The organism is Variovorax humicola, assembly GCF_037889915.1.
In the GTDB taxonomy this organism is placed as follows: Bacteria; Pseudomonadota; Gammaproteobacteria; order Burkholderiales; family Burkholderiaceae_C; genus Variovorax; species Variovorax humicola.
The window spans coordinates 17521-30495 of record NZ_JBBKZV010000048.1; the positions used below are offsets into that span (position 1 = coordinate 17521).

Sequence of the window (12975 nt, forward strand, 5' to 3'; positions counted from 1 at the left end):
CGCTCACTCCCGCGTCTTCAAGGCAGCAACCATGTCGAGCCGGTCGATGCGCCGCCTGACGACCAGCGCGCTCGCGACTGCTGCAGCCAGGACCGCCAGCGCCGCCAGCGCGTAGGTGCGCGGAAGGATCACGACCGGAAAGAAGAACTGGTCGGACTTCAGCAGGCCCGTGATGACGCGGACCAACCCGTAGCCGCCGAGCATGCCGAGCGGCAATGCCACGGCAATACCGAGCGCAAGCTCGCCCAGGAGCAGCGCCGATACCTCCGCCCTCGTGAAGCCGAGCACCCGCAGGCTCGCCAGCTCCCAGGACCGCTCCGCGAGCGCGATGCGCACGTTGTTGTAGACCACGCCGACGGCGATGACGACGGCGAAAAGGGTCAGCACCGTGCTCATGATGAGGATGTTGCGTGCCGTCACCTCCCGCATGTTGCGCAACATCGTCGCCTTGCTGAACGCGCCCGCTGCGCGGGGCAGGCCCTGCGTGGCCTGCAGGAAGCGCGCCTCGCTGCCGCGTTCGAGCGACAGCACGAAGCCCGTTGCGACGTCGCCCTCGCCCAGTGCACGGTTCAGCGCGGCACGGTTCATGTAGGCGTTCAGGCCCATCATCTCGCGCACGGTCGCCTCCACCGGCAGCGTGAGGTCGTAGCGGCGACCCTCTTGCACTTCGACACGCACCGCATCGCCCACCCGCAGGCCGAGCTTGTCGGCCAGGCGATCGGTCAGGACGATGCCATCGCCATGCGGCAGGGTCTGCAGGCCGTCGATATCGACGATCTGCAGCAGTTCGCTGTGCACCGGTCCGCCCCGGATCATCACGCGCTGGCGCCGCGGCCCGTTGACGAGCATGACCTGCACGTCGCGCAGCGACTCCTGGGCCAGGACGCCCGGCAACCGCGCGAGTTGCAGCGCAATCGCAGCGTCGCCCGGCTCGGTCATCCAGACCGAAACGTCGCTGCGCATCGACAGCGCGAAGGTACTGTCGACGATCATCTCGATGGCGTCGCGAAAGAAGTTGCCCATCACGACGATGGCCAGCGCCGCCGCGATGCCGCCAATCGACAGGCCGGTGCGCAGCGGCTTGCGCTCCATGTTGCGCAGGATCATTCGCAGCGCGGGACTCAGGCCGGTGAAGCCAAGCCGCTCGGCGAGCGTGCGGCGGAAGCGGCCGGGCGCCGGGGGGCGCATGGCCTCGGCCGGTGTCAGTCGGACGGTGGCAAGAATCGCCGAGAGGGTGCCGAGCACGGCAGCGCCCAGCGTCAGGCCGCCGGCCAGCAGCACCAGTGCCGGGTCCATGCGATGCTCAAAGTGCGCGAAATGGAAGACTTCCGCGTACAGACCGACGAAGCCTGCCCCCAGCCAGTCGCCGAGTCCGATGCCCAGCGCCACGCCCAGCGCGACGATCAGCAGCACCAGCTTGAGGTAGTGCGCCGCGATGGCCCTGTTCGCATAGCCCAACGCTTTCAGTGCGGCGATCTGCTCGCGCTGGGTGGCAACGAGCCGCGAGATCACCACGTTCAGCAGAAAGGCGGCCACGCCCAGGAAGATCGACGGCAGCACCGTGCCGAGCACACGCTGCTCCTTGATCTCGTTGTCCAGCATCGCGTGTGAGATCTGGTCGATGCGGCCGCGTGGCGTGGCGCCGCCGTAGCGCGCCAGCGGCTGCGCGAGGGCGTCGATCACCTCGGCTTCCGTGATGCGGCGCGCGCCCTCGGGCGCGAGACGCACGGCGACCGTATTGAACGCGCCGTCCATGTCGTACGCGGCGGCCAGTGCTTCCTGATCGACCCAGAAGATCCCGAAGCCGCGCTGGTCCGGCATGCCCCAGAGCCCGGCGAAGACGAACTCCGGCGACACGGCCAGGCCAACGATGCGCAGTCGGCGCTTGCGGCCGTTGACCAGGGCGCCCACCGTGTCGCCCGGGTGCAGGCCGCGCGCCTGGGCAAAGCCCTGCGACACCAGCACGTCGATGATCTCGCGCATAGGCTCGTCGATGGCAGTCCGGTCGAACAGGCTGCGGCCCTGGACAATGGCGATCTGGTTCAAGCGCGGCGGCTGACGACGATCGACTCCGATCAACTGGCCCAGCACGGGATCGCTGGTGCCAGCGATGTCGATGCGCACCAACTCTTCGATCGTCGGCTGCACGTCGGCCACACCCGGCACGCCGCGAAGCTGCTCGACCAGTGCCAAGGGAGCGCGCTTGACCGTGGCGAACACGTCCGCGAAGCGTCCCTCCGCGTAGAAGGTGTCGCGCGCCACCGCCAGCGAATCGACGGCCGAAAGACTCGTGAGAAAGCCGCCCACGCCGCTGGCCACCACGAGTGCGATGGTCAGCGCCTGACTCCACATCGCGCGCAGGTCGCGCAGGAGCTTTCGGTCGAGCGTTTTCATTGGCGGCTCACCACGCGAGCTCCGCGGATGTCACGCGCCTGGCATTGTTCTCGACACGTTGGACCCTGCCGTCCGCAAGGTACACGACGCGATCGGCCATCCCGGCGATCGCCGCGTTGTGCGTGATCACCAGCGCGGTGGTGCCCAGCTCGAGGTTGATGCGCGAGATGACGTCGAGCACGAGCTTGCCGGTCGCATAGTCCAGCGCGCCGGTGGGTTCGTCGCACAGCAGCACCTGAGGCCGCTTGACGATCGCACGCGCGATGGCCACGCGCTGCTGCTCGCCGCCAGACAGCTGCGACGGAAAGTGATCGCGCCGGGCCGACAGCGCCACCCGCTCCAGCGCCTCGTCGATGGGCATCGGATTGGTCGCGATGTCGGTCACCAGCGCCACGTTCTCATAGGCGGTGAGACTGGGAATGAGGTTGTAGAACTGGAACACGAAGCCGACGTGGTCGCGCCGGTAGCGCGTGAGCGCGTCGTCGCCGGCGGCGGTCAGGTCGTGGTCCAGGTAGCTGAGGCTGCCGGTGGTGGCCACTTCGAGGCCGCCGAGGATGTTCAGCAGGGTCGATTTGCCGCTGCCCGAAGGCCCGAGCAGCACGACGAACTCGCCGGCTGCGATGTCCAGGTCCACCTCCCGCAGGGCGACGACTTCCACATCGCCGGCGCGGTAGGTCTTGCCCAAGCGCCGGGCACGAAAGACGGGCGGAGGTGGCGACGACGGTGGAGCGGCCATGGCCGATGTTCCAGCGCGGGGCGGTCCCGACCCTTGACTTGGGTCAAGCGGCGGTGGACTGAGCGCGCAATCCGTGTCGGAAACACCGGATTGCTGGCGCCGCGTTAAGGAAATGCTAATCCCGCGACGACACGATTGCCCCATCCAAGGAGTCGTCATGAGCATGTTGAAATCGCACCGAGCTGCATATTGCCGGTCCGCCGCCGCGGCGGCCTGGATTGCCGCCATCGTCGCCGCGCCCGCGGCCGGCGCTGCCACCCCCGATACGCTGCTCGCCGGCTACGTCGGGGAAGCACGAGCCGCCCCGAACCCCGAACGAGGACAGTTGCTGTTCAACAGCCGCCACGGCCGCGATTGGAGCTGCGCCTCGTGCCACGGCGCGGTGCCCACGGTGCCCGGCCGGCACGCCGCCACCGGCAAGCCGATCGCCGCTCTCGCCCCGGCCTTCAACCCCGGGCGGTTCACCGAAGTCGCCAAGGCGGACAAGTGGTTCCGCCGCAACTGCAATGACGTTGTGGGCCGCGAATGCACCGCTGCGGAGAAGGCCGATGTGTTGAGTTGGTTGATCAAGCTCAAGCCCTGAGTCAGTGGCGATGTCGACACTTCACTCAGGAATCCCCAGCATGACTGACCGACTGTCCCTCCTCCATGCAGGCGCGTGGGCCTGCGCATTCGCCGCGCTCGGCGGCACGAAGGCGTGGGCGGAGGAGGGCGACCGCGTGGTACGCACGCCCTTGCTGCCGAAGTACCGCGAGGAATGCGCGGCCTGTCATATCGCCTACCCGCCCGGCCTGCTGCCGGCGGCGTCCTGGCACCGAGTGATGGCCAACCTTCCCCGCCACTACGGCACCGACGCCTCGCTGGACCCTGGCACGGCGACTGCGCTGGCGAAGTGGCTGACCGCAAATGCAGCCACCAGCGGGCGCCAGAGCGAGCCACCGCCGGAAGACCGCATCACGCGCTCGGCCTGGTTCATCCGGGAACACCGTGAGGTGTCGCCCGCCACCTGGAAGCTGCCCAATGTCAGGAGCGCTGCCAGTTGCGCAGCCTGCCACACCCAAGCCGATCAAGGAGACTTCAATGAACACAACGTCCGCATCCCCCGCTGAACGCGACACAGCGGGACCGGAGTCCGGCAGGATCCTCGTCTGGGATGTGCCGGTGCGCGTCTTCCACTGGCTCATGGTGCTGTGCTTTGCCGGCGCCTACGTTACCGCGGAACACGAATCGTGGCGCCTGGTGCACGTGACGCTCGGGTACACGATGGCTGGGCTTGTCGTCTTCCGTCTCTTGTGGGGTGTCGTCGGCACGCGCTATGCGCGCTTCTCGAACTTCGTGCGCGGGCCGCGCGCCGTCACGGCCTACATCCGCGGCATGCTTGGCGGACGCGCGCGGCATCATACGGGACACAACCCCGCAGGCGCCATCGCCATCGTCGCGCTGCTCGGGCTGGCGCTCGCGGTGACGTCGTCAGGCTGGGCCACCTACGAGGACATGGGAGGCAAGTGGCTGGAAGAGTTCCATGAAGCCGCAGCCAACATCATGCTCGGCGTGGTCGGCATTCATATCGTCGGCGTGCTGTTCGGTACCTGGCTTCATCGCGACAACCTGATCGGCGCCATGGTCACAGGCCGCAAGACGGGCCACCCCGTGGACGGCGTGCGCAGCGCCTGGCGCAGTGTCGGCATCCTCATGATGGTGGCGGTGCTCGGCTTCTGGTGGACGCAGTGGAAGAGCGCACCGACAGGCGTTGCCAACGGCCCGGCCACCGTGTCCGGGAAGGCGGTCATGCAGGGCCGGGACGACGACTGACAACGCGGCCCCGTTGCCCCTCGCAATTCCCCCATGCGCATCCTGCTGGCCGAAGACGATTCTCTGCTCGGCGACGGGCTTCGCGCGGGCCTGCGCCAGCTCGATTTCCGGGTCGACTGGGTGCGGGACGGCGAAGCCGCCGAGCGCGAACTGCGCGCCGAGCCGTATGCGGCGGCCGTGCTCGACCTGGGCCTGCCGCTGAAAGACGGCCTGCCTGTGCTCGCCGCCGTGCGCAAGGCGGGCATCACGATTCCCATCCTGGTACTGACCGCCCGCGATGGGGTGCCCGACCGCATTCGCGGGCTCGATGTCGGCGCCGACGATTACGTCGTCAAGCCCGTCGACCTGCATGAACTCGCGGCGCGCCTGCGTGCCCTCATCCGCCGCGCTCATGGTCAGCCCCAGGAACGCCTTTGCGCCCAGGATGTCGAACTCGATCCAGCCGCGCACACAGTGCATCTTGCGGGGGAGCCGGTCGCACTGCCGTCTCGTGAATTTGCTCTGCTGCACGCGCTGATGCTCAACGTCGGTCGCGTACTTTCGCGCGAACAGATCGAGCAGCATCTGTACAGCTGGGGGCAGGAAGTGGAAAGCAATGCGATCGAGGTGCATGTGCATCACCTGCGCCGCAAGCTCGGCGCCTCGCTGATCCAGACCGTGCGTGGCGTGGGCTACGTGCTCGTGCGTGAGAAGCCGGGCCGTTGATGACGATGCCCCGCTCGCTCCAGGGCCGTCTTCTGTTGCTCGTGCTCGGCCTGGTGGCGTGCGTGTGGCTGGCAACCGCGGTCATGACCTGGCTCGACGTGCGCCACGAACTGGACGAACTGCTCGACGGCCATCTGGCGCAAGGCGCTGCGCTGCTGGTTGCACAACAGATGCAAGCGCCATCCGAGGACGACCAGAATGTCGAGGCCCCGGTGCTGCATCGCTACGCACCCAGGGTGGCCTTCCAGGTCTTCCATGAAGGACGGCTGACGCTGCGGTCCGCCAACGCCCCTCCCCTGCCGATGATCGACCCCGGGCGGTACTTCAAGTCGGGCTTCAACACGACCCGGATCGACGGGGCGACATGGCGCGTCTTCGCAGCCCACGGCAGCGAGCGCGATGTGCAGGTGTATGTGGGCGAGCGAGTGGATTCGAGATCCTCCATCCTGTGGGCCGTGATGCGAAGCACGCTCTGGCCGGTATTCGTGGCGTTGCCCCTGTTGGGGCTCTCGGTGTGGTGGGCGGTCCGTCGCGGCACGCTGCCGCTCAGACGGCTCGGGCAGACGCTCGCGAGACGCGGGCCGCAGGCCCTGAGCCCGGTCATCCTCAAAGGTGCGCCGTCAGAGATGACGCCGATGCTCGATGCACTCAACGGCTTGTTCCGCCGCATCGGCGAACTCCTGGAGTCGGAGCGCCGCTTTACCGCCGACGCCGCTCACGAGCTGCGCACACCCATCGCCGCCATCCGCACACAGGCGCAGGTCGCGCTCGCCGAGGCGGACGATGCCCGGCGGCGCCATGCGCTGGAAGCGACGCTCACCGGTTGCGACCGGGCCACGCGTCTGGTCGAGCAGTTGCTGACGCTGTCGCGCCTCGAGGCGGGCGCTGACCTTGAAAGCAAGCCGGTGGAACTGGGCGCGCTCGTGCGCGGCGTGGTCGCCGAGGCCGCGCCGGCGGCTATCCACAAGCAGCAGTGCATTGAAGTCGACGCGACGGACGATTGCCCAGTTCGGGGCGATCCGACGCTGTTTGCGGTACTGGTTCGCAATCTGGTCGACAACGCGATCCGCTACAGCCCGGCGCGGGCAGCGATCCACATCGAAGTCGAGCGCTCGCAAGACCATGTGCGGCTCAGGGTCCAGGACAGCGGCCCCGGCATGAAGGAGGAAGACATCGCGCGGTGCGGAGAGCGCTTCTTCCGCGTGCTCGGCAGCGGCGAGAGCGGCAGCGGCCTGGGGTGGTCCATTGTGCGGCGCGTCGCGTCCGCACAGCAGGCCGTGGTGCGCATCGGGCGGTCGATCCGCCTGGGCGGCCTCGCGGTTAGCGTCGAGTGGGCCGCCGGCTGAGTACCGTTCGGGGAGTGCACGCATGGTCTCCGCATCGCTGCTCTTCGCCATCTTGTCCTGAACGGCGGCATCGCCCTCGATGCGAAGCTTACAGTCATTGTGAGTTTCACGGTTGACCTCTCCGGCTGGGCGCGACGAGGCGCCAAGGCTGCGATTGCCCGCACCGGTCGAAGCGGTCCGAGTGGGTCCAACTCAGGATGGACCATACTTCGTCGTCCATGCCATCAACGACGTCGTCGACTTGCGCTTGCGATTCTGCGCTACAGCGGGTCGTGGCCAAGAACCCCGCCGAGAAGCGGGAGGTTGATCTGATACGCGCACATGTTCACGAAATTCAAGGCCAGTTCCTCAAATGACTATTCGGGACCGTCCCATATCCATGGCGGCCAGATGTCCGGGCTTTCGCAACTCCAGGCGGCCACGCCGGGACAGATTGCCATCGACTTTTGGAGGTGGATGGTGGGCGGAGCTGACCAATCGGACCGTCGACCCGAAACTTGTCTCGTCACTGCATGCCTGGTTTGACGCTCACCTTTCGGACCATGGACCTGATGCGATGGCTGACCATCACCAACACATGCACGACATCATGCCGCAACGGTAGTCTGAGCGGACCAGCGGCGACATTCGCTTAGCCGGCCTCCGCCGCAAGCCAAGGCCTTGCCATTCGCACTGTCCCCGGCAAGCTCTTTGAAGTGGCGGCCGCGGCCGCTGACTATTTCGGCTGCGGCTTGCAAAAACAGTAGACGAACTGCTGTGGCGCCCCCCAGGGCGTCCTGTGGACTTCGATACTGCTGTCGACCAACTGACCGTGCCCATGATGCCGCTGTGGACTGCGAGCCCGTTGGCCAGGTTCAGGTTTGCTGCTTGCCCTCGAGGTGCTGGTGCACAGGGAGCGCATTCAGCGGAATGCGAAGGTATGCGACGCCATTGTCGTCAGGGGGCGGCAACTGCCCGCCCCGCACGTTGACCTGAATCGACGGAAGAATGAGCGTCGGTACCTCGAGGGCTGAATCGCGCGCCGTGCGCATGGCGACGAAGGCATCCTCGCCAATCCCGTCGCGGACATGGATGTTGTGGGCTCGTTGTTCTGCGACAGTGGTCTGCCAACGGGGCTGTCGGGTCGAGGGCGGGTAGTCGTGACAGACGTACATCGTGGTTGCGGGGGGCAGGTCCAGCAGTCTGCGCATCGATGCGTAGAGCTGGCGTGCGTCGCCACCAGGAAAGTCCGCGCGCGCGCTGCCGACGTCGGGCATGAAAAGCGTGTCGCCGACGAAGACGGAGCCGTCCACCAGATAGGCCATGTCGGCCGGGGTGTGGCCCGGCACCAGCATCGCGGTGGCCTCGACCTCGCCAATCCTGAAGACATCGCCGTCCTTGAAGAGATGGTCGAACTGGCTGCCATCCGGCAGAAAGCCGCGCTCGAGGTTGTAGAGCTTCTTGAAAGTCGCCTGCACGGTGCGGATGTTTTCGCCGATGGCGATGAGGCCGCCAACCTGCGCCTGCACATAGCGTGCGCCGGACAGGTGGTCGGCGTGCGCATGGGTCTCCAGAATCCAGTCAACCTGCAAGCCCTTGTCCCGGACATAGGCCAGCAGGCGGTCGGCCGAAGCCGTGCTGGTGTGTCCCGACTTGAAGTCGAAGTCCAGCACCGGGTCGATGACCGCGGCCCGCTGCGTCGCGCGGTCCCAGACGACATAGGAGACCGTCCATGTATTGGGGTCGAAGAAGCCTTGGGTTGTCGTGCGGGGTGCCATAAGTTTGTTTCGTGGATGAGACGTTCAATCGATTGACTGATATTATATTTTCATACATAATATGTCAATCGAAATCATCGCCCCGTCACAAATGAAAAGATCGTCTCATGTCATCGACCCCGAAGCACTGCGCAGCGCCGCCGGCGAAGCGGTCGGCGCCCTCAAGGTACTTGCCAATGAAGACCGTTTGCTCTTGCTGTGTCAGCTCTCGCAAGGCGAGATGTGCGTGAGCGACCTCGAGCAGACGCTGAACATCCGACAACCGACCCTGTCGCAGCAGCTCGGTGTTCTCCGCAACGAAGGGGTTGTCCACACGCGTCGAGAGGGGAAAAGCATCTTCTACAGCGTGGCCGACGCGTCGATGCTCGAAATACTCGCGCTTCTCTACCGTCTTTACTGTCCAAAGGATGAATGATGTCCATCGACTGGAACCACTACACACCGCTCGCATCACTAGCCGGCGGCGTTCTCATCGGCATCGCCGCGGCGATGTTCGTGCTGCTAAACGGTCGCATCGCCGGCATCAGCGGGGTGCTCGGCGGTCTGCTCAGGCCGGTCAAGGGTGATAGCGCCTGGCGCATTGCCTTTGTCCTGGGCCTGATCGGTGCGCCGCTGGTTTACCTCCTGTTCGCGGCGGTCCCCAAGCCGCAGATCGAAGCCGGGAATGGCTCTCTGATTCTGGCCGGGCTGCTCGTGGGCATTGGCACGCGTTACGGGTCCGGTTGCACCAGCGGGCACGGCGTCTGTGGGTTGTCTCGACTGTCGCCCCGCTCGCTCGTCGCCACGGCCGCCTTCATGGGCGCCGGCTTCGTCACAGTGTTCGTGACGCGCCATCTGCTCGGTATCTGAGGAGCCCTTCATGATTGCTTTCGCTTCGCTGCTTGCCGGCTTGGTCTTCGGCCTCGGCCTCATCGTGTCCGGCATGGCCAATCCGGCCAAGGTGCTCGGCTTCCTGGACCTCGCGGGTCACTGGGACCCCTCCCTGGCCTTCGTCATGGCGGGCGCCATCGCCGTGGGCGTGGTCGCCTTCGCGGTGGCCAACCGTCGTGCGCAGTCCTTTCTCGGCGCTGAGATGCGACTGCCTTCGGCGCGCCACATCGACCGCCGCCTGGTTCTCGGCAGCGTGCTTTTCGGCATTGGCTGGGGCGTCGCAGGCTTCTGCCCAGGCCCGGCACTCGTTTCCCTCGGAATGGGCGAAGTCAAGGCGCTCATTTTCGTGGCCGCGATGCTGGCGGGCATGGGCGCGTTCGAACTCTTCGAGCGCCGCAAGCGCGCGCCGGTGCCGCACGCGGCCTGAGGTCGGCCGATGACGAACATGACGGCCTGGCTTGCGGCGCTCGCCACGGTGGCCATCCTCGTGTCCTACGAGATCGCCCTGGCCTTCGGGCATCGCCAAAGGCCCAAGCGCCTTGCGCGCACGGCGCATGCTGCGCTGCGCGAGGAATGGTTCGACGCCGTCTCGGCGCAGAAGGGCTCGGAAATCCTGGCTGTGCAAACGCTTCGCAACTCACTGATGTCGGCCACGATGACCGCATCGACGGCTGCGCTGGCGTTGATGGGCAGCGCGACCCTGGCCGCTCCCTCGCTGCATTCGGCCTTTGGCGACGCACACGGGCTGCCGACGTTCACAGTGCGGCTCGCGCTGGAGTTCGTTCTCATGTCGCTGCTCTTCGCCTCGCTCCTGTCGTCGGTCATGGCGGTGCGCTACTACAACCATGCGGGGTTCATCAGCGCGATGCCGGTCGACTCCGATGCCCGAAATCGCTGGAGCGATGCCGGCAAGACCTACGTGCGGAGAGCCGGCATCCTCTACAGTTGGGGACTCAGGCATTTAGTTCTGGTCGCACCCGTCCTGGCATCCATCTTGCATCCCGCCGCAGGCCCCGTTGCCGCGCTGGGTGTCGTCGCGGTGTTGATCAGCTTCGACCGCTTTGGGAGCACGGACGAACCCACTCGTGTCGTAGGCGGTCCGGCGATTCCTTGACCGTCGTCAAGCAGGCGAGCCGTAGTAGGCTGTTTCTTAAATACGGTTACGTATATTCTTGATAATTTCTGCCTCGTATGGCATCTTGTTGCGATCCTTCAACCGAGGGTTGCAGATGCCAAGGAAGAGTCCGTTTCCTATCGAGTTGTCTTTGGACACCGGCGGAGTTGAATCGTCGCGCGACCAGATATACGTTGCCGTATTTCGAGGTTGTTCGAGCCAAAATGATCCTGATGGCCGCCAACGGCATGGACAACGACGAGATTGCCGCGCGGCTGGACACCCGGCGCGAGGTGGTCAGTAAGTGGCGCCAGCGCTTCTTCAAAGAGCGATTGGCGGGTCTCGAAGAGAGAGCCCGCCCGGGACGTCCTCGGGTCTTTCCCCCAGAGGTCACGGTTGAGATCAAGGCGCTCGCCTGCGAGTTGCCGGCCACCTTGGGCTTGCCACTGTCGCGCCTGAGCGTCGCCGACGTAGCGCGACACGCGCAGCGCTCGGGCCTGGTGGCGCGCATCAGTGGCAGCACGGTCTGGCGTTGGTTGCACGAGGACGCGATTCGCCCTTGGCAGCACCGTTGCTGAATCTTTCCACGCGACCCGGACTTCCAGGCCAAGGCCGGTCGCATCCTGGACCTGTACGAACGGCGCTGGCAAGGACGGGCGCTGCGCCTGGACGAGTTCGTCATCTCCACTGACGAGAAGACCAGCATCCAGGCTCGGATGCGCCTGCATCCCAGCCTACCCACCGAGGCGGGCAAGGCAATGCGCGTGGAGCATGAGTACGCACGCGGCGGCGCCTGGGCCTACTTGGCAGCATTGGACGTGCATCGCGCCAAGGTGTTCGGCCGCTGCAGGACCGCGCGCTGGTAAAGCTGCGCTGGCGCGGCGGCGCGCTCACCGAGTTCGACGTGAGCCTGCCGCGTTCCCGTCCAGCCACGGGGCACACCGACGAGGACACGATCGGCTTGGTGCGGCGTTTGGCCCAGCATCACGATGACACCACCATCGCGGGCATCCTCAACAGGCAGGAGCGCACCACGGCGCGCGGCCTGCGCTTCACGCAGAACCTCGTTGGCAGTCTGCGCCGCCACTGGAACATTCCTCGGTACGCGACCTCTGCCGAGCCTGTCGCCGGTGAACTCGTGAGCGTGCGCCAGGCCGCCCGCGAACTCGGGCTCGCCGCGTCGACCGTCCACCGTTGGCTCAATGAAGGCTTCATCGCAGGCGAGCAGCTCACACCCGGCGCGCCATGGCGCATCCGCATCAACGACGCACTGAGGCGCCGTCTCGTGCAAGAGGTTCCCAAGGGCTATGTGATGATGCAGGAAGCGAACCAAGCGCCTGGGCGTCGCCCGGCAAACGGTGTTGCACCGTGTCCAACGCGGCGAGCTCGATGCCGTGCTCGTCCTGCCGCGGACGGCAAAAAGGGCTTGCGCATCAAGGTGTTGGACGATCAACCCACCTTATTCGACGAGGCGTCATGAACCAAGGGGCATTATGGAGACCGATCCAAGGCCGCCTTGATATCAAACTCCACCAGCCAGTCGTACTTCATCGATCCCGGGAAGTGGGTCTGATTGAGCTTCAGCCACATGCACGTCGGTCGTGCCCGCGAGCAGCTTGCCCTGCCAGGGAATCGCGAAAGGCACGCGACCATCCGAAGTCTTTGGCACCATGAGTGCCTGGAGCCATCCAGGCAGGTGGCCACGTCTCGCTGGACGCCACAAACATCTACGCCGAGGTCGACCTAGAGATGAAGGCCAAGGCTCTCGCGTGCGTGGACATTTCTGGCCTTCCGGAGGCGGTAAGACGAAATCGCCCCATCACTTCGGTGCTGGACTTCATGCGGGAGCTGTAAGTCAGCGCAGGTGTCGAAGTTATGTGTGCGCGCCGGGTCGCCCCCACATTGCAAGGACCACCGGCACCATGCCCGAAGGCAACATCTCTTCGGCCGCAACATTACGCGAGTACTCGCGATTCACGCTGATGTGATAGCCCAGTACCGCACGGCTTCAGCGGCGGCCTCTGGCACCTGTGAACACATTTGCTTTTTTCTACGCCTTGGCGTAGCAGGCCGCCAACGGCGCAGCCTTGCCTGCGGGTGCACAACGATCACCTGAGCAGCGCTGTTCAGACGCCGGTCGGTGCGACTCCGGCGATTGAGGGTCAGAACAGCTTCCCCGGATTCATCAGGCCTTGCGGATCCAGCCCAGCCTTCACCTTCCGCATCAATAGCATCTCGATG

16 protein-coding genes are annotated in these 12975 nt (G+C 65.8%); 12 read left to right on the forward strand and 4 right to left on the reverse strand.

The window, feature by feature from the left end; genetic code table 11:
* Positions 1–3 precede the first annotated feature (3 nt).
* Together WKW80_RS34350 and WKW80_RS34355 are read right to left on the reverse strand one after the other, a co-directional pair.
* Positions 4–2394 carry an ABC transporter permease gene (locus WKW80_RS34350; RefSeq protein ID WP_340368050.1) on the reverse strand — a complete coding sequence of 797 codons (2391 nt, stop codon included), beginning with the start codon at positions 2392–2394 and terminating at the stop codon, positions 4–6.
* A 7-nt stretch (positions 2395–2401) separates the two neighbouring features.
* Positions 2402–3130, reverse strand: coding sequence for an ABC transporter ATP-binding protein (locus tag WKW80_RS34355; protein WP_340368051.1), 729 nt, complete (start codon positions 3128–3130; stop codon positions 2402–2404).
* A gap of 163 nt (positions 3131–3293) precedes the next feature.
* On the opposite strand from WKW80_RS34355, the gene WKW80_RS34360 reads away from it, so the two are divergent.
* The 5 genes from WKW80_RS34360 to WKW80_RS34380 are packed head-to-tail and all read left to right on the forward strand — an operon-like array spanning position 3294 to position 6993.
* Entirely contained in the window at positions 3294–3713 is a 420-nt protein-coding gene (locus WKW80_RS34360) for a DUF1924 domain-containing protein (RefSeq protein WP_422823029.1), read from the forward strand.
* 40 nt (positions 3714–3753) lie between these two features.
* Positions 3754–4239, forward strand: a complete 486-nt coding sequence (locus tag WKW80_RS34365) for a diheme cytochrome c (RefSeq protein ID WP_340368053.1) — start codon at positions 3754–3756, stop codon at positions 4237–4239.
* Positions 4211–4942: a cytochrome b/b6 domain-containing protein gene (locus WKW80_RS34370; RefSeq protein WP_340368054.1), complete on the forward strand. Its 732-nt coding sequence runs from the start codon at positions 4211–4213 to the stop codon at positions 4940–4942. Before WKW80_RS34365 ends, WKW80_RS34370 begins: the two co-directional genes overlap by 29 nt.
* A gap of 33 nt (positions 4943–4975) precedes the next feature.
* Positions 4976–5647 (forward strand): winged helix-turn-helix domain-containing protein, encoded by a 672-nt coding sequence (locus tag WKW80_RS34375; RefSeq protein WP_340368055.1) that lies wholly within the window; start codon positions 4976–4978, stop codon positions 5645–5647.
* On the forward strand, positions 5647–6993 hold the full coding sequence (locus WKW80_RS34380) for an ATP-binding protein (RefSeq protein ID WP_340368056.1): 1347 nt from the start codon (positions 5647–5649) through the stop codon (positions 6991–6993). The genes WKW80_RS34375 and WKW80_RS34380 overlap by 1 nt, the downstream gene beginning before the upstream one ends.
* An 854-nt stretch (positions 6994–7847) precedes the next feature.
* Here WKW80_RS34380 and WKW80_RS34385 read toward each other — a convergent pair.
* Complete coding sequence (locus WKW80_RS34385; protein ID WP_340368057.1) at positions 7848–8750, reverse strand: MBL fold metallo-hydrolase; 903 nt, start codon at positions 8748–8750, stop codon at positions 7848–7850.
* A 91-nt stretch (positions 8751–8841) separates the two neighbouring features.
* Between WKW80_RS34385 and WKW80_RS34390 the strand changes: the two genes are divergently transcribed.
* The 7 genes from WKW80_RS34390 (at position 8842) to WKW80_RS34420 (ending at position 12214) form a co-directional block, all read left to right on the forward strand.
* Positions 8842–9165: a metalloregulator ArsR/SmtB family transcription factor gene (locus WKW80_RS34390; RefSeq protein ID WP_340368063.1), complete on the forward strand. Its 324-nt coding sequence runs from the start codon at positions 8842–8844 to the stop codon at positions 9163–9165.
* Entirely contained in the window at positions 9165–9599 is a 435-nt protein-coding gene (locus tag WKW80_RS34395; RefSeq protein WP_340368064.1) for a YeeE/YedE family protein, read from the forward strand. The genes WKW80_RS34390 and WKW80_RS34395 overlap by 1 nt, the downstream gene beginning before the upstream one ends.
* Before the next feature lie 10 nt (positions 9600–9609).
* Positions 9610–10047, forward strand: a complete 438-nt coding sequence (locus tag WKW80_RS34400; RefSeq protein WP_340368058.1) for a DUF6691 family protein — start codon at positions 9610–9612, stop codon at positions 10045–10047.
* 9 nt (positions 10048–10056) lie between these two features.
* Positions 10057–10734, forward strand: coding sequence for a DUF599 domain-containing protein (locus WKW80_RS34405; protein ID WP_340368059.1), 678 nt, complete (start codon positions 10057–10059; stop codon positions 10732–10734).
* A gap of 77 nt (positions 10735–10811) precedes the next feature.
* The gene (locus WKW80_RS34410; RefSeq protein WP_340368060.1) at positions 10812–11312 is read left to right on the forward strand and encodes a helix-turn-helix domain-containing protein; all 501 of its coding nucleotides are present in this window, start codon (positions 10812–10814) and stop codon (positions 11310–11312) included.
* A 138-nt stretch (positions 11313–11450) separates the two neighbouring features.
* Positions 11451–11600 (forward strand): hypothetical protein, encoded by a 150-nt coding sequence (locus tag WKW80_RS34415; RefSeq protein ID WP_340368061.1) that lies wholly within the window; start codon positions 11451–11453, stop codon positions 11598–11600.
* 38 nt (positions 11601–11638) lie between these two features.
* On the forward strand, positions 11639–12214 hold the full coding sequence (locus WKW80_RS34420; protein WP_340368062.1) for a helix-turn-helix domain-containing protein: 576 nt from the start codon (positions 11639–11641) through the stop codon (positions 12212–12214).
* A 682-nt stretch (positions 12215–12896) separates the two neighbouring features.
* On the opposite strand, the gene WKW80_RS37620 is transcribed toward WKW80_RS34420, so the two are convergent.
* A complete protein-coding gene (locus WKW80_RS37620) occupies positions 12897–12968 on the reverse strand; it encodes an FAD-linked oxidase C-terminal domain-containing protein (protein ID WP_422823030.1) in 72 nt (23 codons plus the stop codon).
* Between the last annotated feature and the right edge of the window lie 7 nt (positions 12969–12975).

Bases quoted from the DNA above. Each gene is read 5' to 3' on its own strand.
- WKW80_RS34355 (WP_340368051.1), bottom strand. From the start codon at position 3,130: ATGGCCGCTCCACCGTCGTCGCCACCTCCGCCCGTCTTTCGTGCCCGG.
- WKW80_RS34360 (WP_422823029.1), top strand. From the start codon at position 3,294: ATGTTGAAATCGCACCGAGCTGCATATTGCCGGTCCGCCGCCGCGGCG.
- WKW80_RS34385 (WP_340368057.1), bottom strand. From the start codon at position 8,750: ATGGCACCCCGCACGACAACCCAAGGCTTCTTCGACCCCAATACATGG.
- WKW80_RS34395 (WP_340368064.1), top strand. From the start codon at position 9,165: ATGTCCATCGACTGGAACCACTACACACCGCTCGCATCACTAGCCGGC.
- WKW80_RS34380 (WP_340368056.1), top strand. From the start codon at position 5,647: ATGACGATGCCCCGCTCGCTCCAGGGCCGTCTTCTGTTGCTCGTGCTC.
- WKW80_RS34405 (WP_340368059.1), top strand. From the start codon at position 10,057: ATGACGAACATGACGGCCTGGCTTGCGGCGCTCGCCACGGTGGCCATC.
- WKW80_RS34410 (WP_340368060.1), top strand. From the start codon at position 10,812: ATGGCATCTTGTTGCGATCCTTCAACCGAGGGTTGCAGATGCCAAGGA.
- WKW80_RS34375 (WP_340368055.1), top strand. From the start codon at position 4,976: ATGCGCATCCTGCTGGCCGAAGACGATTCTCTGCTCGGCGACGGGCTT.
- WKW80_RS34400 (WP_340368058.1), top strand. From the start codon at position 9,610: ATGATTGCTTTCGCTTCGCTGCTTGCCGGCTTGGTCTTCGGCCTCGGC.
- WKW80_RS34350 (WP_340368050.1), bottom strand. From the start codon at position 2,394: ATGAAAACGCTCGACCGAAAGCTCCTGCGCGACCTGCGCGCGATGTGG.
- WKW80_RS34390 (WP_340368063.1), top strand. From the start codon at position 8,842: ATGAAAAGATCGTCTCATGTCATCGACCCCGAAGCACTGCGCAGCGCC.
- WKW80_RS34415 (WP_340368061.1), top strand. From the start codon at position 11,451: ATGCGCCTGCATCCCAGCCTACCCACCGAGGCGGGCAAGGCAATGCGC.
- WKW80_RS34365 (WP_340368053.1), top strand. From the start codon at position 3,754: ATGACTGACCGACTGTCCCTCCTCCATGCAGGCGCGTGGGCCTGCGCA.
- WKW80_RS34370 (WP_340368054.1), top strand. From the start codon at position 4,211: ATGAACACAACGTCCGCATCCCCCGCTGAACGCGACACAGCGGGACCG.